The 18,137-nt window shown below is 38.2% G+C and carries 21 protein-coding genes; 4 read left to right on the top strand and 17 right to left on the bottom strand.

Annotation, left to right across the window (positions count from 1 at the left end; translation table 11 throughout):
- Nucleotides 1-399: 399 nt before the first annotated feature.
- On the bottom strand, nt 400-528 hold the full coding sequence (locus PU629_RS09270; protein ID WP_275283986.1) for a hypothetical protein: 129 nt from the start codon (nt 526-528) through the stop codon (nt 400-402).
- 337 nt (nt 529-865) lie between these two features.
- Here PU629_RS09270 and PU629_RS09265 point away from each other — a divergent pair, with 337 nt between their 5' ends.
- Nucleotides 866-1,174 carry a hypothetical protein gene (locus PU629_RS09265; RefSeq protein WP_275283985.1) on the top strand — a complete coding sequence of 103 codons (309 nt, stop codon included), beginning with the start codon at nt 866-868 and terminating at the stop codon, nt 1,172-1,174.
- 266 nt (nt 1,175-1,440) lie between these two features.
- Here PU629_RS09265 and PU629_RS09260 read toward each other — a convergent pair whose 3' ends face one another.
- From PU629_RS09260 to PU629_RS09220, 9 genes are all read right to left on the bottom strand, one after another.
- Nucleotides 1,441-2,304, bottom strand: coding sequence for a DUF2785 domain-containing protein (locus PU629_RS09260; protein WP_275283984.1), 864 nt, complete (start codon nt 2,302-2,304; stop codon nt 1,441-1,443).
- 423 nt (nt 2,305-2,727) lie between these two features.
- Nucleotides 2,728-3,399 carry a VanZ family protein gene (locus tag PU629_RS09255; protein ID WP_275283983.1) on the bottom strand — a complete coding sequence of 224 codons (672 nt, stop codon included), beginning with the start codon at nt 3,397-3,399 and terminating at the stop codon, nt 2,728-2,730.
- 133 nt (nt 3,400-3,532) lie between these two features.
- The gene (locus PU629_RS09250) at nt 3,533-3,835 is read right to left on the bottom strand and encodes a hypothetical protein (protein ID WP_275283982.1); all 303 of its coding nucleotides are present in this window, start codon (nt 3,833-3,835) and stop codon (nt 3,533-3,535) included.
- A 24-nt stretch (nt 3,836-3,859) separates the two neighbouring features.
- Entirely contained in the window at nt 3,860-4,570 is a 711-nt protein-coding gene (locus PU629_RS09245) for a hypothetical protein (RefSeq protein WP_275283981.1), read from the bottom strand.
- Between the two features lie 246 nt (nt 4,571-4,816).
- Nucleotides 4,817-4,942, bottom strand: coding sequence for a hypothetical protein (locus PU629_RS09240; protein ID WP_275283980.1), 126 nt, complete (start codon nt 4,940-4,942; stop codon nt 4,817-4,819).
- Between the two features lie 790 nt (nt 4,943-5,732).
- Entirely contained in the window at nt 5,733-5,879 is a 147-nt protein-coding gene (locus PU629_RS09235; protein ID WP_275283979.1) for a hypothetical protein, read from the bottom strand.
- A gap of 372 nt (nt 5,880-6,251) precedes the next feature.
- A complete protein-coding gene (locus PU629_RS09230; protein WP_275283978.1) occupies nt 6,252-6,674 on the bottom strand; it encodes a DUF5412 family protein in 423 nt (140 codons plus the stop codon).
- Nucleotides 6,675-7,033: 359 nt separating this feature from the next.
- Nucleotides 7,034-7,720 (bottom strand): hypothetical protein, encoded by a 687-nt coding sequence (locus PU629_RS09225; protein ID WP_275283977.1) that lies wholly within the window; start codon nt 7,718-7,720, stop codon nt 7,034-7,036.
- 285 nt (nt 7,721-8,005) lie between these two features.
- Nucleotides 8,006-9,196 (bottom strand): MFS transporter, encoded by a 1,191-nt coding sequence (locus PU629_RS09220; protein ID WP_275283976.1) that lies wholly within the window; start codon nt 9,194-9,196, stop codon nt 8,006-8,008.
- Between the two features lie 353 nt (nt 9,197-9,549).
- On the opposite strand from PU629_RS09220, the gene PU629_RS09215 reads away from it, so the two are divergent.
- The gene (locus tag PU629_RS09215) at nt 9,550-10,431 is read left to right on the top strand and encodes a LysR family transcriptional regulator (RefSeq protein WP_275283975.1); all 882 of its coding nucleotides are present in this window, start codon (nt 9,550-9,552) and stop codon (nt 10,429-10,431) included.
- A 67-nt stretch (nt 10,432-10,498) separates the two neighbouring features.
- On the opposite strand, the gene PU629_RS09210 is transcribed toward PU629_RS09215, so the two are convergent.
- The 3 genes from PU629_RS09210 to PU629_RS09200 form a co-directional block, all read right to left on the bottom strand.
- Nucleotides 10,499-10,642, bottom strand: coding sequence for a hypothetical protein (locus tag PU629_RS09210; RefSeq protein WP_275283974.1), 144 nt, complete (start codon nt 10,640-10,642; stop codon nt 10,499-10,501).
- 99 nt (nt 10,643-10,741) lie between these two features.
- Entirely contained in the window at nt 10,742-11,164 is a 423-nt protein-coding gene (gene fosM / locus PU629_RS09205) for a FosM family fosfomycin resistance protein (protein ID WP_275283973.1), read from the bottom strand.
- A gap of 118 nt (nt 11,165-11,282) precedes the next feature.
- On the bottom strand, nt 11,283-12,155 hold the full coding sequence (locus tag PU629_RS09200) for a LysR family transcriptional regulator (protein ID WP_275283972.1): 873 nt from the start codon (nt 12,153-12,155) through the stop codon (nt 11,283-11,285).
- Nucleotides 12,156-12,280: 125 nt separating this feature from the next.
- On the opposite strand from PU629_RS09200, the gene PU629_RS09195 reads away from it, so the two are divergent.
- A complete protein-coding gene (locus PU629_RS09195; protein WP_275283971.1) occupies nt 12,281-13,714 on the top strand; it encodes a DHA2 family efflux MFS transporter permease subunit in 1,434 nt (477 codons plus the stop codon).
- A gap of 414 nt (nt 13,715-14,128) precedes the next feature.
- Here PU629_RS09195 and PU629_RS09190 read toward each other — a convergent pair whose 3' ends face one another.
- On the bottom strand, nt 14,129-14,254 hold the full coding sequence (locus PU629_RS09190) for a hypothetical protein (RefSeq protein WP_275283970.1): 126 nt from the start codon (nt 14,252-14,254) through the stop codon (nt 14,129-14,131).
- 455 nt (nt 14,255-14,709) lie between these two features.
- Nucleotides 14,710-15,414, bottom strand: coding sequence for a class I SAM-dependent methyltransferase (locus PU629_RS09185; protein WP_275283969.1), 705 nt, complete (start codon nt 15,412-15,414; stop codon nt 14,710-14,712).
- A 368-nt stretch (nt 15,415-15,782) separates the two neighbouring features.
- On the opposite strand from PU629_RS09185, the gene PU629_RS09180 reads away from it, so the two are divergent.
- Nucleotides 15,783-16,898, top strand: a complete 1,116-nt coding sequence (locus tag PU629_RS09180) for a hypothetical protein (protein WP_275283968.1) — start codon at nt 15,783-15,785, stop codon at nt 16,896-16,898.
- Between the two features lie 81 nt (nt 16,899-16,979).
- Here PU629_RS09180 and PU629_RS09175 read toward each other — a convergent pair whose 3' ends face one another.
- Nucleotides 16,980-17,438: a GNAT family N-acetyltransferase gene (locus PU629_RS09175; protein WP_275283967.1), complete on the bottom strand. Its 459-nt coding sequence runs from the start codon at nt 17,436-17,438 to the stop codon at nt 16,980-16,982.
- A 104-nt stretch (nt 17,439-17,542) separates the two neighbouring features.
- Nucleotides 17,543-17,983: a GNAT family N-acetyltransferase gene (locus tag PU629_RS09170; protein WP_275283966.1), complete on the bottom strand. Its 441-nt coding sequence runs from the start codon at nt 17,981-17,983 to the stop codon at nt 17,543-17,545.
- Nucleotides 17,984-18,137: the final 154 nt, after the last annotated feature.

Genomic DNA, 18,137 nt, shown 5'->3' with positions numbered 1-18,137 from the left:
GCTTATTACATACATAATATAACTATATTTTCCTGACCATTCAAAAAGCTTTTCCTTGATTATAATAAGATAGATCATTTTGTACACACCTCTACTTAGTGAAGGTCTGGCCACATCTGTGAGAACTTTCATGGACCTTCCTAATCACCCTATCCATAAAAATCCCCATAGTCTAATTCCGATATTTGAAAATTGGTTATCGGTCTATTTACGCATTAATTGCCAAAAAGGCCACTTCAGCTGAGTAACAGGCTACATTTTATCTCGCCTTTCATTAAATACTATTTTTTCTGATGACAAATTTAAAAGCGCCCCTTCATTTTTATTGAAGAAACGCATCCGATACATTCACAAATTTTAATTATACAGCAGAAGTTTAATTGATTAGTCGAATGAGATTCACATTCCCGCAACCCAAATAAACCCTTGACCACTATTAAGTACATTTTCTAAAAAAGAGCGGCATTCCTTTTGAAAATCATAAAAGGCTTCGATTTTTTTCTTACTTTCACCAAATTCAAGTGTCATATCCCATCTCATTCTTATTTATTGCTCAATGTCTTTGGATTCAGCAAGTCTGATGTTCATTCAAATTCCCGCATTTATTTTTTTCTTGAAGCACTCATCTGATCGTGCGTTCCATAGACAGAGTCTTAAAGTTTGTGCTCTTCGATTAGATCAATCGTTCTCTTATGTAAGACATAATCCTGAATTTGTCTTCCTATGTTAGCGTATAGTTGAATATTTTCTAATTCTGATAATGGCAGCCATTATATCTCTAAATGGCGCCATTATAACAAAGAGTAATAGCAAAAAAACATGAAAGATATTATAATAGTAAATAAAGGAGAAGGAGGTGAACGTAATGGAAAATAATATCTACGAACTATTGTTAGAAATAAAAAAGGAAATGAAAGATGAATTCAAAGTAATGAAAGATGAATTCAAGGTAATGAAAGATGAATTCAAGGTAATAAGAGATGAAATCAACACTTTGCACGAAAGAATGGACAGATTAGAAAATCAAACATTACATGGTTTTAGAGAAACGAAATTACACATAGAGAATCGAAACAAAGAGAAAGATTTCATGATAGATTTTATGCAAGATAAGATAAATGAACTAGAAAGAAAGTACTACGAACTATCAAAAAAATCGGATAATCAACTGTGAGTGAACTTGTGATTTAGTAGTATAACCACAGATAAACCCGTACTCATAATGCAGATTGCTTCTTCTTTTAATCAGTATCTCCGTAACCTTATTATATTTAATAAGGTAATATATCCATTGAATTATCTTCTCTACTTCTTAGTTTCGTATATCTTTCAAAAACAGCTTCATCTTCGTAAAATTCAGAATTACGATACTCCATTTGTCCTCTCCATCCCTTTTTATAAAATTTCCTCCTTCATTATCCTTTGTACAGGAATTATCAGTTAGAGGTTGTAATAGTGCGGATTAAATTTGTGCTCCAATTCTAACAAACTTTCCTCTTCTTCTTTCCCAATCAATGATTTTGCTTTCATTCTCATATATAAACATCTTAAAAGATGTTTGAAGTTTAATTTTTTCTGTAATTTGGTATATCTTTCAGCTGCATCGTCTAGGTCACTATCCAATTGATATATATCAATCTTTTTTATCCATTGAAGCAAGTCTGTAAATAGTATCTTTTTTTGCTCTACCATTGCTATGACAGGTATTGCAATTCGTTCATCTTCTTCAGCATCGAATACATGTGGAGCATTCTCTATCAACGTCTTAAGACTTTCCCATAATACCGCACATTGGCTATAATCGGTATAACGATTTCTCACGCATTCATTAAGGGCATCACTAATATGAGCGGGAGCATGTGCCCACCCTTTTCCTACTACATGACTTCGAAAATCTTTCTCTAACCTGCAATATTCGGCTAAACGATTAAATACCTCTGTAAAATCTTTTTTGCTTAGGAATTGTTCTTCGTTATCACGGAACAAGACTAGTGCTATAAGCAATGATGAAAACGATCTTTGAAACACACTATCAGTTCCTGACTCTCCAATCTTAAAATAAAGCCTATCATCGGAAATAGCTTGCTTGAGTATGTTTGTCAATTGATCGCCAGTGAGAATATTCTCTTTTACCAACCATTTAACAAGAATAGTGTATCCTAGCTCGTCACGTAATTCTCCATTAGGTGAACCCAGTGAACTTATCACTAGTTCAACTGCTTCAAATTCATCTAAGCCTTTGGGTAAGCGATAATCTTTATTTTGGATCATTAACAACTGATCTTTTAATTTGGCAGTTTCCAACTTCACTCAACTCTTTTCAATTTATAATATAATAGGGTTCATACTTCCTCCTCTGCTTATACAAGTCATCTAAACAGGAAAAAACACGGCAAATATTTCTACATTCTTAATCCTCTGTAAACCATTAGAGAAGTAACCCAATATTCTATCTTTTTCATCATAGCACTATTTCCCTTTTTATGGTTATAAAATTAAAAACGTCTCTCCATTTATATTGAAGAATCGCTCAAAGTTCTTAGTTTAAGAAATCATTTTTATTGACTTGAAGAACCATTTGTTAAAACCTGTTCATTGGGCCTTTACCATCGTAGTAGACACTTGATTTCTAAGGAACAGGTTCTCTATAAAACTAATCGGCACCACGAGTTCCACAAAGCTTTTATATTTATCTTTTTAACCATCAAGAAAAGCGGCAATTGAATACTAAAATCCAATTTTCTTTGTCGCTCTCTCTTCTGATAGAAATATCTTTCCCATTTTGGTAAAAAAATGATAGCACGCCACTCCAATTACAGCGCCTGTTGTATTTAAAATAACATCATCAATATCTGATATTCTCCCCATTCCCATATAATCCAAAAATAGAGCAACTAAAAGACTCTGCAGAAACTGTATAACTTCAATACCTAATGAACAAGCAACTGAAATCACTATAGCTTGTTTACTACTTTTTACCCCTTGTAAATAGAGCATTGAAAAAGAAAAGGGAGCAAGCATACCAATGTTTCCAATTATTTGATAAAAAGCTGATGGGCTATTATTTATAACCTCAAAAATACCCTTTAATGGGATTAAATTTACCGAGTGAGATAAGTATCTTACATTTTGCATTGAGAATTCCATGTCCGAAAAATCGAACACAAATTCAACAGTCAAATGGTATAATACGCAAATATATAAAGAAAAGGCACCGCCAACTATCCAATCTGATAATGTGTTTAATTTAATGTGTTTCAATAAAAAAAACAAACAACTAGTAGCAATAACCATGTTAAACAAATCTGAAAGACTGTAAAATTTGTTCAGATCTAAATATTGTAAGGCAATAAATCCATAATAAATAATAGGAAAAAATAAAAAAACGTATTTTTTCATAAGGTTAACCTCAATTTCACATATTTTGTAAAAACTTCACTTCAACTAACTGCCGATTTGTTCTACAAGAAAAAGTGCGACAATCGATCAGAACCTTTTCACCATCGCAGATTTTACTCTATTAAGAGAGGCATTAAATTTCAAATTGATCCAAAAGCATTAGGATAAAAACGATTAAAAGATGGATCACCGCTAAAATGGCTATATAACTTCCTCTCAAATCATACAACTGATAAATAATTGGAAATGAGACAACCTCGATACCAAAAATCATACCATTTATGCCGATTCTTGAGGCTAATTTTTTCTCATTTTTGGGGATAAAAACAACATTATTTCCTGCAATAAATGATGTACTCCCCTTTTTCTTAACTGAATATCCAACAAATGTGATGAAGCATCCACCGATGACAATTGCTAATGAAAATGCTAACAAAGCCCCCACCCCTCTTGCTTTACATTAATTTGTAATTACTGATGGATTCACTGGACCATAAAAAGGATTTTTATTAAGATCCGTTACAAAATTAATTGATTTCGCTTGATATAGGTTATTTCTTTGTTCATATACAATGATCATATCTCCAATCACCGCTGAGGGCGCTATTGTCCCACTTACTCTGGCCATAAGATGATGATGAATCACTTCATAATCAATAATGCTGCCAAAACTAATGGTCTCATATAAATGAGAGGGATTAATTAATTTCGTATCAACAATGGACACCTGGTCCCCCACAATAATTTCAGCTTTTTCAGTCGTTAAATGGGTTATTACATTTTTGTTGATAATGATCAAAGGATTTTCGACAAGAACCTCATTCAATCCATTCGTATAGCTATAAACATGGACTTTTTCATCTAGCACACCAGAACCCGTTCCCTCTGTTAAAGCTATAATTAATTCCTTTTTTCGATCATGATTAATGTCTTCATAAAATAGTTCAGGTGCATAGGTTGGATTAGTAGCATTCACCCAGAACGGCCTTGAATAAGATTGACCTTTAAAACTAATTTTGAAATCTCGGTATAATCCATCCATTTTTTTAGCATATAGGGTGACCCTTTCTTTCGGTAACTCAGAAACAACTTTATAGTCTTCTTCTGCCTCTGCATGCGTAGGAAGAACAAGAAATACAATCACCAATAGCCAACGAGAATACCTTTTCATAGACAACACCTCATTTTAAGTGTTCCCTATTTTGGCGTTCATCCCCTCGATGAACGCCATTCTTGCCTGCCCTCAGCCCTATTTTGGCGTTCATTCCCTTGATGAACGCCATTCCGGCTGCCTCATCCACTTATTTTGGCGTTCATCCCTTTGATGAACGCCTTTTCAGCTGCCTCATCCACCTATTTTGGCGTTCATCCCCTTGATGAACGCCATTCCTGCTGCCTCATCCACTTATTTTGGCGTTCATCCCTTTGATGAACGCCCTTCCGGCTGCCTCATCCACTTATTTTGGCGTTCATCCCCTCGATGAACGCCATTCTTGCCTGCTCTCAGCCCTATTTTGGCGTTCATCCCCTCGATGAACGCCATTCTTGCCTGCTCTCAGCCCTATTTTGGCGTTCATCCCCTTGATGAACGCCCTTCTTAACAGCTCTCAACCCTTTTTTGGCGTTCATCCCCTTGATGAACGCCCTTCTTGCCTGCTCTCAACCCTTTTTTGGCGTTCATCCCCTCGATGAACGCCATTCTTGCCTGCTTTCAGCCCTATTTTGGCGTTCATCCCCTCGATGAACGCCCTTCTTGCCTGCTCTCAGCCCTATTTTGGCGTTCATCCCCTTGATGAACGCCCTTCTTAACAGCTCTCAACCCTTTTTTGGCGTTCATCCATTTGATGAACGCTCTTTTTAACAGCTCTCAACCCTTTTTTGGCGTTCATCCCTTTGATGAACGCCCTTCTTAACAGCTCTCAACCCTTTTTTGGCGTTCATCCCCTTGATGAACGCCATTCTTGCCTGCTCTAAACCCTATTTTGGCGTTCATCCCCTTGATGAACGCCCTTCTTAACAGCTCTCAACCCTTTTTTGGCGTTCATCCCCTCGATGAACGCCTTTCTTGCCTGCTCTCAACCCTATTTTGGCGTTCATACCCTCGATGAACGCCATTCCGGCTGCCTCATCCACTTATTTTGGCGTTCATCCCCTCGATGAACGCCATTCTTAACAGCTCTCAACCCTTTTTTGGCGTTCATCCCCTTGATGAACGCCCTTCTTGCCTGCTCTCAGCCCTATTTTGGCGTTCATCCCCTTGATGAACGCCCTTCTTGCCTGCTCTCAACCCTATTTTGGCGTTCATCCCCTTGATGAACACCCTTTCAGCTGCCTCATTCACTTATTTTGGCGTTCATCCCCTCGATGAACGCCCTTTCGACTGCCTCACTCGCTCTTTTTTGGCGTTCATCCCTTTGATGAACGCTCTTCTTGCCTGCTCTCAACCCTATTTTGGCGTTCATTCCCTCGATGAACGCCATTCTTGCCTGCCCTCAGCCCTATTTTGGCGTTCATCCCCTCGATGAACGCACTTCTTGCCTGCTCCCAACCCTTTTTTGGCGTTCATCCCCTTCTTTAATCCAGCTATTAATCCTCCAAATATAATAAACGGAAAATCCCCATCTCTAAATGTGCCATTATAAAAAAGAGTGATCGTAATAACCTTTGAAAGATAATAGAAATAAAGAAGGTGAACGAAATGAAAGATGAATTCACCACTTTGCACAAAAGAATGGACGAATTAGAAAATCAACTATTACATGGTTTTAGCGAATCGGAAAATTTATTAACTTTTTAAACAATTAAAAGCAGAACGCGTTTCTGCACTTGGTTTCTTTCATTTACAACATTTCTTAGTTTGATAAGCATTTCTTATAATCATTTTTCATTAAGACACTCTTGCACGCTAAACCATATCCATCATAAATTTCATTTCTTACATCCAAAGTCACGCTATAATTATCTATCTTTGGATAATCGAGGCTCTTGTTCGTCACCTTTAAAGTATGATCGGTTTTCCATTTCATTGTAAAATCATCATTTGCCCGAGCATAATAGACAGTTTTAGTCACTTTTTTTGAAGTGTTAGTCGTTACTTTCACCCAAATAGTTACACCTCCAGCAGCACCACCCCACGGTTCATAGTACACATTGGCTGAATAGGTTCCATTCGGAGATTTGACTGGCCCCTCCTGAAAAGTTCCTTTAAGGTGGCTAAAGGTAAAAAAGTATTCGTCATAAACATAAATCCCTATAACTATTACAATTCCAGACAATACCGCAATTAGATTTTTTTCGGAAATGCTCTCTTTTTGAAAAAACAGATAAAAAGCCTCACACAAAGAACAATAAATAATAAGGCAGTCAAGATAAGAATCATAAGCCCAAATAGATTTAAATAAACGTTCATACTTCCTCCTCTGCTTTTACAAGTCATCTAAAAAGGAAAAATACCTTTCTACGTTCTCCCCCCCCTGTAAACCGTTAGAGAAGTAACCCAATATTCGATCTATTTAATCATAGCATTATTTTCCTTTTTTTGGTTAGGGAAATTAAAAGCGCCTCTTCATTTATCGTGGAGAACCTTTCAATATTACTAGCATAAGAAACAGCTAGAAAAAAGATAGAATCGGTTCTAATGACTGACTCCAAGTTGATTGTTAACATACCTTAACAAGTCTGGGGGAAGGTAAACCGATTCGATTTTTTTGGCAGATCCGTTATTGGTCTTAATCTCGGTAACGTATTGCGCAACTTGATAGTTTGGGTAAATGAGTACGTGTTGGAAAACCGTGTTTCCTGTATAAAAATCGATCTCGAATGTCGGGCCGGGATTCTTAGGGATGGAAACTTGGATAGGACTTGTTTTTTCGATGTCGTTCATTATCATCTTAACTTGGAAAGGATCGGTCACTTTTTTTGCTTGAGTTGATCCTCCTGTAATTTTCATGCTGACTGGGTTATTGTAATTATTCCAAGACTCATATAGAAAAGCACTTTTTTTGAAGGTAACTGGATTAAAGAAGTATGTCTGGTGGATATAGAAAATGGCCAAGGATACTAGAATAGATAGGCTCGCAATTAGTAATAATCGTGACCGGGCATGAGTCTTCTTAAAGAGAATTAAATAGAAAAATCTCACCCCATAAAGAAGCGTCACAATCAGAAAAAGTATGGCTCCCACTCTTTCATTTTCCAAATAAAATGAAAATGTAAAGACTAACCCCCATATAAAAAAATACAGCATCTGTGACGGTGAGGAGTGATCCTTTCTAATTTTATTTAGCAAACGATTATCCTCTTTTTGTGCATTGTTTAACATATGGCCCCCCCTTTGTTTGCCATTTATAGTTATTTACTCTTAAAAGCCCTTCTTACTAGACCACTTTTAGCATCAAATAAGGAACTTATCTTTTATTTCTATGTCAGACATCTAATCAGCGCTCAGGTGTAATCGTCCAAAGAACAAATAATAAAAATATTCTTAACTAATTATAACAAACAAAATTTGACAGCGGCTATTTGTTTTTAAAATTTTTCTCCACAAAAAATGCGCGGTAAACTGCCCCCACGCTTTTTTTATGACTATCTTATTAAGTGACTTATCTCAAACCACATTTCCTTGTTGTTCCTCTATATGATCAGTTCGTCGTTTCGCTGTGACAGCAAATTGAACACTAATCATCAGTAAAACGATGACAATCATGGCAATGACGGCTGAGGTAAAACTATTCGTTGAGTCGTGAATCAAGCCCAAAAGAATTGGACCGAGTGCACCGATTACATAGCCGACAGATTGTGCTTTGGCTGACCAAGCGGCCGCTTCATGGTGGTGATTTGTCGCATCAATCGGGAGAAGTAAGTTTAAAGAGAACAATCCGCTGGCCCCAATTCCAATCAATGCGGAAGCTAACCAAGGTTCAACATTGAATACAAGCAACACTAAACCTAATAGTTCAAAGATTGATTCGGTGACCAGCCACAAACGGCGTGACGGAAATTTTTTCAGTAAAGACGGCAACACTAAACTTACAGGAATTTGAATAACCACAAATATAGTTAAAGAAGTGGCTGCGTAAGATTTTGAATAACCCATACCTTGAATAATTTGCGGCAGCCATGCTGTATAGGAGTAGAATAAAATAGCCATAAGACCAAATGATAGAGTAATGAGCCAGGCTTTCCGCTCTCCCCATGGCAATTTAACTTTCATGCTTTCAGAGTCCTTGTGATCGGGTTGTTTAACTTGCAGATTAACGAACAACCACCAGATAATGGCAGCGAGAAAAGCAATCGTTGCCCAAAATGCGAGAGAAGCTTGCCAAGAATGGAAGCTTTTTTGTAGCGGGATTGAAAAAGAAGAACTGGCTGCAGCTCCCAATGTAAGGGCAACTGTGTAAACCGAAAGCATTGACGGAACATGTTTGGGAAAATGTAATTTGATAAAACCAGATAATAGCGGTCCAATCATGGCGATTCCGATTCCTGCGATCAAAGAGGTAATAAGGAGCAGAGGTGTGGAATGTGTCCATAATCGAAGAACCGTACCGATTCCGATAATCATTAATGACCAACCAATAATCCGTTCAACACCCCATTTGCCACTCACCTTAATCGCGATTGGTGAAAAAACGCCCATACATATGACGGGGATAGAAGTTAATAAGCTAGCAACAGCTGCACTCATTCCAATTTCCCCGTTAATATTTCCCATTAGCGGGGAAACCGAATTAATCGCTGGACGTAGATTAAGTGACGCGATAAATAACGCAATAATTAATAATACTTGTTTCTTCATATCTTTTGACTCCCCATCAGTTAAATTTCAGACTCCTTTAGTTTTTTAACCCACAACCTTGACTTTTGTTCTTTTGTTAAGCAACTGTTATCAAGGCCGGTATTGATAAAGGTGTAAGCAGCAGGTCAAAACGGCGGCGCTTGTCACGATAGACAACGATCTGTTCGATTGTTGACTTCGTTAAATCTTTGGATCTGAACTAGTTAAATGAGTGTTCAAGAACCGCGATCTGACTGCATGAATAAATCTTAGTTGAGATCCATCTATTTATCAATTATATTAAATTTATAATAATGATTTGCTTTTTAAATGATAACTGAACGACGACACAAATTTAGGAGTTGGACAACTTAATGGAACTGAGACGATTGGATTACTTTGTTGCAGTATGCGAGGAATTACATTTTACTAAAGCAGCGGATAGGATTGGCATCTCCCAGCCTAATTTGAGCCTGCAAATTAAAGCTCTAGAGGAAGAAATTGGAACCCCCTTGTTTGATCGGATTGGAAAACGAATTTCACTGACTGAAGCCGGAATGATTTTACTCAAATATGCTCGTGAAATGTTTCAAAGCCTTCATAACGCTCGCCATGAAATAGATGACCTTCGTTATCAACGCGGAGGGAGTCTGGGGGTTGGTGCCTTACCATCAGAGCTTGATTTTCGTCTAACCCCGTTGTTCATTCATTTCTGCAAGACCTATCCGAACATCAAGCTAAAAATTGTCTCTGAAGTAGCCTTAACTGAACTCATCCTAGATAATGAAATCGATGTTGGCATCTCCGTTAAGCCTTTAAATGATCCACGCCTAGTGATTCGGCCGTTATCCAGAGAAGCATACGGAATCGTTGTCTCAAAAGACCATGCGTTTTCTAGTAGAAAATCGATAGCCTTGACCGATCTAAAAGGCGTTCCTATCGTTATCTATCCAAGAGGATTCTGGGGGAGAGATTTTTTGGAAAACTTTTGTCAACAACATGGGTTCAATCTGAACGTTGTAGTTGAAACGAGTTCCAATCCTTCCCTTTTTCATTTTGTAAAAGAAAACATCGCCGTCGCCATCCAAGCTCATTCCCTGCTTGAATCCATTGACAATCTTAATCTTCGGTTTATCCCGATACACGATCACCCACCTGTCAGGGAAACGAGCATCATCTATCGATCGGATAAATACCTTAGTCACGCCGCACAAGCATTCATTCATTTTGCAGAAGATCAATTGAAAACAAATTAACAAACTCAAGAAAAAATCTACCACGTACAGGTTTTGGGCAAGAGAAAATCAAAGGGCAATTTTTAAATTATCCACAAATATCAAGTCCGACAACAGTTTTATCTTGTTCATCAATAACTAAAACCATTTGTTTTGCAAATGGACTAAAAGCACGAATGGTTATCGACTCTTTTAAAGTATCGTCTAGTATCCACCCTGTTGGTTGAAGCATTATTAAACGCCTTCCAGCAAAGAAAGCACTCTCAAGAAACTCCCGTATCGTCTCTATTTCACTTAAATGTAATGGGCTTTAGTTGAAGAAAAATCCCTTTTAATCATAAAACTCCATATGTGTTTTATCTTGTTTATAATAATTCAATCTATCTCGTAATGCACCAGTATGAAATTCAAATTTGTGACCATCAGGGTCAGTAAAATAAATCGATTTTTTATCTCTTTCATCTCTTTGGCGACCTGACAGGATATTTACATTCAATTCTTTTAGTCTGTCGTACATTTCATTAATTTCCTCTTCATCAATTGAGAAGGCAATATGTGTGTAGGATTGGTGTATTTCATTACGAGGTATGTCTTTCTCCTCATTAAGTGCAAGCCACATTCCATTTAAATCGAAGTAAGCCGTTTTTTTGCCTTTTACTAATAGTTTTGCATCAAAAACATCTTGATAAAAATCAATAGAATTTTCCAAATCAGAAACAGAAAACAGAAAATGATTAAGTCCTTTTATTGACACTTTTATCACCTCAAAGTTAACTTCTCTTCTTAAACAAAATTGACCTTTATTTTAACAAGTAAAAATCATTGTCCTCTTAACTAATAGCCCCCTTTGCTTCAAGCAATCTTCTCCCTTTTTAAAACGCCGTTAATGGTTGGAAACTTTCTTTTAACATCTCAATAAATTTTGAAAGCGTGCTTGTCATGAGACTATCCTTGTGTCGAATGAAAAAAGTTTTGGCCGTGCTGTATTGTTTTGGAATTTCAAAAGAACGGACTACCCCTTTCATTTCATGTGATTGAATCGACGACTTTGGCACCAAAGAGGCTCCAAGTCCGGAAATCACTCCTTGAATGATCGCATCAGGATGATTGAATTCCAAATAACGAATGTTACCAATCCCCATTGTTTTCAACCAAGTTTCAAGTTGGTCCCGGTGTGGACAACCTTTTGTATTCATGAGAAAAGGTTGATGGCAAACCTCTTGAATATCTTTCATTTCTGGAGCACTTATTAATACGAGTTGTTCTTCAAATACTAGCTCCTGCACGAGGCTATCATCATTCTGTTCCGATTTGACTAATGCACCGTGAAGTTGGAAATGACGAATCTTTTCCACCAATTCACCTGAATAATCGGTCATTAAAGACAACTCTACTTTTGGATAACATTTACAGTAATTAGCTAGTATGGAAGGAAGATACATGGCAGAGGCGGTATGAGTGGCGCCAAGCATGAGCCGACCAGTTGGTTCTGTTGAATCATTTAAAGCTTTATGTGCCTCGTCAAGTAAATGGATAATTTTCTCCGCATAACTTAATAACTTCTCACCGGCTGGTGTTAATAACATCCCTCGTTGGCGATAAAAAAGTGGCGTATTCAACTCTTTTTCCAATTGCTGCACCCTTGCCGTAACATTTGACTGGACATATCCAAGTGTTTGAGCGGCTTTTGTAATACTCCCTTCACTTGCAACCGCCTGAAAAATCCGAAGATCATTACTCTCCATTTTAATCCCCCTTAACTTATATCACTAAAAATGAATCAAAACATTGCTTATATTCATTTTACTTGATAGATGATCTCTTGTACATTAGTTACAGTTACAAAACGATAACTTAAGGAGGTTTTAAAATGAGTGGAATCTATCCAAACAAGTGGGTTGTTTTGGCGGTTGTGACTCTTGTATCTTTTGTTACCAATGTCGATGCCACAATCGTAATCATTGGTCTTCCCACTTTAATGAAGGATTTAAATAGTTCCATCGTGACGGGGATGTGGGTCATTACTTCCTATCTTATTACCAGTACTGTATTCTTGCTTCCAGCAGGCAGATGGGCAGATAAACTTGGTGCAAAAAAGATATTTCTTTGGGGATTTGCCATTTTCACAATAGCTACAGTCCTGTGCGGCTTAGCTGAATCTGGACTAATACTCATTATCTTTCGGCTTATTCAGGGGTTAGGTGCTGCATTAGCATTAGCAACGGCTACGCCCATTATTTTAAGGACATTTCCGAAAGAGCAATTAGGTCTAGCAATTGGAATCAACTCCACCTCTTGGGTGATTGGTTCCATTATTGGCCCAGTCGTTGGAGGGGCTTTAATAAGCGGGTTTGGATGGCCCTCCATTTTCTTTGTGTCTGCCCCATTCGGATTAATAGGCTTAGTTGGCGGCTGGTTCCTATTAAAAGAATCAAGTGTCAAAGAGCCTTTCAAAACGGATTGGATAGGTATCACCACTTTCGGCTTGGGGCTGACATCCCTGTTGATCGTTCTTTCCCAAGGACAAACTTGGGGTTGGGCTTCAAGCAGAGTTCTTTGGCTTTTCATTGCCACCGGATTGTTATGGGGTGGATTTATCATCACAGAATTAAGAGTCCGAGACCCGCTTTTTAACCTGAAATTGTTTACAAATAGGCTTTACTCAACGGGATTGGGACTTACAATGTGCTATTGTATCGGCTATTTTTCGATCACGATTCTTCTTGCCCTCTATCTGCAAGGAGCAGAGCATTTGTCCCCTTTAGAATCCGGACTGCTGCTTGTCCCCTTATCACTTCCTCAGTTGGTGATGGGTCCGCTTGGGGGGAAATTAACGGATCTTCTTGGGCCGATGCGGTTATTATTAGCAGGTATAGTGTTTATTGCCTTATCACTAGTGTTGCTGGGGAATCTTGGCGTTCGATTATCGATTCCTGGCGTGGTCCTTCCATTGTTCATCATTTCTGTCGCAAACGGATTGGCATGGACATCGCTTGCCAAAACAGTCTTGTCAGCAGCTCCTTCAAAACAAGCAGGATCGGCATCTGGCATGTTCTATACGGTTTACAATATTGGCAGGGTTGTGAGTCAAACGCTTACTCTTCTATTGCTTCAACTCTACATGGCCCCTGCTATGGCCTCACAAATGTTCCTTGGAATGGGCATCCCGACCCAAACCGCAAAACTCTCCTTAGTGCATGTCACTGATATAGGGTTTCGGATTTATGCTGCCTTCTTTGCCATAGCCCTATTACTTGGATTGTTTTTGTTAAGACATCAAAAACGGCAGCCTACAGAAGCATAAACTTATAGCAGGCCAAACAGTCCGGCTGCCTCATCCACTTATTTTAGCGTTCATTCCCTTGATGAACGCCCTTCTTGCCTACTCTCAGCCCTATTTTGGCGTTCATCCCCTTGATGAACGCCATTCCGACTACCTCATCCACTTATTTTGGCGTTCATCCCCTTGATGAACGCCATTCCGGCTGCCTCATCCACTTATTTTGGCGTTCATCCCCTCAATGAACGCCTTTCTTGCCTGCTCTCAGCCCTATTTCGGCGTTCATCCCCTTGATGAACGCCATTCCGACTGCCTCATCCACTTATTTTGGCGTTCATCCCCTTGATGAACGCCATTCCGGCTGCCTCATCCATTTATTTTGGCGTTCATCCCCTCAATGAACGCCTTTCCGACTGCCTCATCCATTTATTTTGGCGTTCATCCCCTTGATGAACGCCCTTCTTGCCTGCTCTCAACTCTATTTTGGCGTTCATCCCCTTGATGAACGCCTTTCTTGCCTGCTCTCAAACCTATTTTGGCGTTCATCCCTATGATGAACGCCATTCCGGCTACCTCATCCACTTATTTCGGCGTTCATCCCGTCGATGAACGCCTTTCCGACTGCCTCATCCACTTAGTTTGGCGTTCATCCCCTTGATGAACGCCATTCCGACTGCCTCATCCACTTATATTTTGGCGTTCATCCCCTTGATGAACGCCATTCCGACTACCTCATCCACTTATTTTGGCGTTCATCCCCTTGATGAACGCCATTCCGGCTGCCTCATCCACTTATTTTGGCGTTCATCCCCTCGATGAACGCCCTTCTTGCCTGCTCTCAGCCCTATTTCGGCGTTCATCCCCTCGATGAACGCCTTTCTTGCCTGCTCTCAGCCCTATTTTGGCGTTCATCCCCTTGATGAACGCCTTATGTGTGCTTATTCTAACAGTGCCCGGGAAAACGTAAGCTCAAGGAGGATTCGATCCCGCCAACTTAACCATTGCCCCATTTTAGTACTTTAAGCTTTTTTTATTTTTAACATTGAGTTCGCATTGGTTTGAAATTCATAAGGGACTTTGACTTCTTCAACTGTACATCCAATACCAACAAGAAAACTTATTGTTTTATCTAAAGGCTCATATCGCCTTCCTTCTAAATCAACTAAAGGAAAGATGCGGATTTCTTCTTTCGTAACTCTTAGTAATTCATTTAATGTTTCACGATGAAATTGATCATTTAATCTGTCTGCATACATAAATAGAAAATGTGCTGACAGAAGGATATCAAATTCTTCATCCTTAAAGGGTAAAGAAGGCAAAGTAACTGGAATGTAACGCTCACTGTTTTTTTCCATATTATTGGCACAATCTTGCAGAGCACTTAAACGATGCTTCCTAAGATCTTCTATATCATTAAAATAATTCCATTTATAATTGCTTTTCGCTTTTTCCATATTCTCCATAGCGTGGTTAATATCCTGAAGCCCTTTATTTTTCAGGTCTTCAAACGAATGATAATAAGCAATATCACAAGCTGTTATGTCTAAGCCTGATTTATTACCGACAGCAGTAAACGAACAAGCACCCGCTGGACAATCGAGTATCCTTTTTCCCTGTAATTCTTCTCCTGAAAGTAAAAACATATCCAAATACTCTTCATAGGTTCTTCCAATAAAAATAATTCGTTCTAAATCTAACTTCGTCCTTTGCTCGGTTTCGCTCAACTTTACTCACCTCTACTAAAAGAATTAAATTTATATTATCATGACTAACCCTGAATATAAACCGCTTTCTTAACGAGATGTTTTGACCTCGGCATCAATAAAAATAACGATAACACTTATTTTCTTTGGTTGGGTAAACACTAAATAAGCGCTCCTTCGTTATTGAACTATTGTAACCGTTTGTTTAAGGGTAAACCTTCACACTATGTAACATAATGCGCTTCTTTTATTCTTATTGAAGAAACGCTCGTCGTTTGTGCACTAGTTTATAGATGAATTTTTTTGAGGTATCGGTTTAACCTAAACTAATGACTCTAAAGGCATCCTTTTTTTATGTTAGAATGGACAATGCGAAGGGAGTTTTAGATTTGAAACTTTTTATCTCAACAATTTTATCAGTCGTCCTGGCACTCTCCTTGTCGGCTTGCGGCAGTTCTTCTGATGACCACTCTACAGGAAGTTCATCACCCAATAATTCATCGACAACTTCAACTAAGAACTCAACCAGTGATGCCAACACCATACCGAATGCTGTTATTAAGGCTACTCTAGACGTTGAAAGCTTAAAACCAAATACAACAGTCGATTATGCCTCTCACTCAATGACGCAAAGCGGACAAAAAGTGGGCTTTGAAATGGTTCCAGCTTCAGGTCATGAAAATGATTTTAAATCAGGGACGATAAAAGAAACAACGAATAACGGAGTCGATAATGTCACTTTATTTCTATACAAAGTCAATGACAACAATCAATTATCATTAATAGAACCAACTTCAGCAGGTAACGTTACTACTTATGTGACAGCTATTGGTAAAAGCAATACAAATATTTCGAGTGGGAAAGAGGCGGTTAGTTACTTAAAAAATCAATTATCGACGAATAGTGATATTGCTTATAATGACTTAGATGGTCATTTAAAGAAAGATAAAATTGGCTCCTATTACACCGTACAACTTGTATCGAAATCCATGTTGAAAAACGGAGGAAGCGGAGTTGTAGGGCTCTATAAGGTTTATCAAAATGGTAGTTATATGTTAAATGGTTCAAATGGAACAACTAATTACCAAAATCAAATCAAGCCAAAGAGTATTAAAAATATTAATGGTTTTGTCCAAAATAAAAATCAATCCTTTGCGGTCAATTTAAAACCGTGGGGTAATGTTGAATTTGTATCAGGAAAAATCACAAGCGGCAATCACATACCGACCGTCTTTTATTTAACCAATCAAAACGGTGATATTCTTTATAATTTTAGTGATTCCCCTTTTCCATATAATGTAGATGTTAAAGCTGTTTCATTTGAAGATGTAAATAAAGATGGATTAAAAGATATCATCGTTATCGTTACTCAAAACGACAACAATAGCTACCCAATAGCTGCTCTTTGGTTACAACATGCTGATAAAACATTTACTTGTGACCAGACGGTGGATGGCAAGGGAGATATAAAATCTGTAAAGGATTATTTCTCTAAAAAATACTAAACGTAAAAGCTCGGGAACTTTAACCCGGGCTTTTTAGCACGCCGTTAACTGAAAAAAACAAGGCACGTATTTGTACTGGTGCTACAAATCCCTTTTCATTGTCCAAGAACCACCCTCGTCTTGATACACTTTTTTAAATCCATTCTTTTCGTACATTTGTAATGCTGTCTTGTTGTGAGGGGCAACGCTCAATGATAAAGCTGAGTAACCAATAGAACGGGAAAAATCAATCATTTCCGATAATAAATGCTTCCCGATTCCTTGCCCCCTGTATTGGGACATAATCGCCATCCCAAGTTCAGGTGTGTCGTCGTCAACGAAGCCATAGCCCGCGTTTTCATGATTCAACAACCTTATCCAAACTGCCCCTACTGGTTGATTTGCTCCATCCAAGGCGACCAATGCATGGTCATGATTCCTACCCCAGTTTTTAAGGTATTTCTCAATATTAGGTTCTTTCAATATCTCTTCCCGCCTAGGTCTGATTTGCCCCTCAGGTACGTATATAGACTGATACAGCATTTCCCATAAGAACGACATATCCCGCTCCTCAAAGGGTCTAATCGAACATTCCACAATGGTCACTCCTTAAAATCACTTGAAAACCCTAATCAATATTCTAGACTGTTAGTTGAAGCTCCACCCTACAATGGCTTCTCTAAAATTATCTTAATCTCACCATTTTTATCTAATTCTGTACCCACTACATCAAAACCTGTTTTGATGTTTAAAAGTAACATATTCCTCCATTTATTCATTGACTTTGTTTGGACAATCTTATATCCATTTTCTTTCAAGTATTGGTGTTGGGTCTCCATTAATTTAGAACCGACTCCATGTTTCCTAAAATGATTGTCAACACCACCTAACCAGCTATAAAACTTAGTATGATCAAGGTCATAGCCGATTTTATATCCAATCACTTTACTGTCATTAATCGCTGCTAAAATTAAAATATTGGATTTTGATTCCATATCCTTTATTAAGTTATCTGACTCGCCAAAGATGTTTTTATGAAGAAGTAATAAGCTTTCTAATATCGCTCCTTCTGGAACCGATTTGAAGGTAATATATTCAAAACTCATTCCAGTATCCTCCTTTTCCACGTAGATCACTAAGCCACTTATTTATCTTTAGCACAACAAAGAAAGGGGCGGCAACTGTTCAAACGATCTAAAACTCTTGCACACTGTTAGCTTAAGTACACCTATTCACACAATCATCAAAGCAACGGCTGCT

The organism is Pullulanibacillus sp. KACC 23026 (assembly GCF_029094525.1).
Taxonomy (GTDB): Bacteria; Bacillota; Bacilli; order Bacillales; family Sporolactobacillaceae; genus KACC-23026.
This window is presented reverse-complemented; position numbering and strand designations above follow the sequence as displayed.

What these genes read in the sequence shown, in the direction of transcription:
- PU629_RS09270 (WP_275283986.1), bottom strand. Translation starts at nt 528, where the DNA reads ATGACACTTGAATTTGGTGAAAGTAAGAAAAAAATCGAAGCCTTTTAT.
- PU629_RS09265 (WP_275283985.1), top strand. Translation starts at nt 866, where the DNA reads ATGGAAAATAATATCTACGAACTATTGTTAGAAATAAAAAAGGAAATG.
- PU629_RS09255 (WP_275283983.1), bottom strand. Translation starts at nt 3,399, where the DNA reads ATGAAAAAATACGTTTTTTTATTTTTTCCTATTATTTATTATGGATTT.
- PU629_RS09245 (WP_275283981.1), bottom strand. Translation starts at nt 4,570, where the DNA reads ATGAAAAGGTATTCTCGTTGGCTATTGGTGATTGTATTTCTTGTTCTT.
- PU629_RS09240 (WP_275283980.1), bottom strand. Translation starts at nt 4,942, where the DNA reads ATGGCGTTCATCGAGGGGATGAACGCCAAAATAGGGCTGAGAGCAGGC.
- PU629_RS09235 (WP_275283979.1), bottom strand. Translation starts at nt 5,879, where the DNA reads ATGGCGTTCATCGAGGGAATGAACGCCAAAATAGGGTTGAGAGCAGGC.
- PU629_RS09225 (WP_275283977.1), bottom strand. Translation starts at nt 7,720, where the DNA reads ATGTTAAACAATGCACAAAAAGAGGATAATCGTTTGCTAAATAAAATT.
- PU629_RS09220 (WP_275283976.1), bottom strand. Translation starts at nt 9,196, where the DNA reads ATGAAGAAACAAGTATTATTAATTATTGCGTTATTTATCGCGTCACTT.
- PU629_RS09215 (WP_275283975.1), top strand. Translation starts at nt 9,550, where the DNA reads ATGGAACTGAGACGATTGGATTACTTTGTTGCAGTATGCGAGGAATTA.
- PU629_RS09210 (WP_275283974.1), bottom strand. Translation starts at nt 10,642, where the DNA reads ATGCTTCAACCAACAGGGTGGATACTAGACGATACTTTAAAAGAGTCG.
- PU629_RS09200 (WP_275283972.1), bottom strand. Translation starts at nt 12,155, where the DNA reads ATGGAGAGTAATGATCTTCGGATTTTTCAGGCGGTTGCAAGTGAAGGG.
- PU629_RS09195 (WP_275283971.1), top strand. Translation starts at nt 12,281, where the DNA reads ATGAGTGGAATCTATCCAAACAAGTGGGTTGTTTTGGCGGTTGTGACT.
- PU629_RS09190 (WP_275283970.1), bottom strand. Translation starts at nt 14,254, where the DNA reads ATGGCGTTCATCATAGGGATGAACGCCAAAATAGGTTTGAGAGCAGGC.
- PU629_RS09175 (WP_275283967.1), bottom strand. Translation starts at nt 17,438, where the DNA reads ATGTCGTTCTTATGGGAAATGCTGTATCAGTCTATATACGTACCTGAG.
- PU629_RS09170 (WP_275283966.1), bottom strand. Translation starts at nt 17,983, where the DNA reads ATGAGTTTTGAATATATTACCTTCAAATCGGTTCCAGAAGGAGCGATA.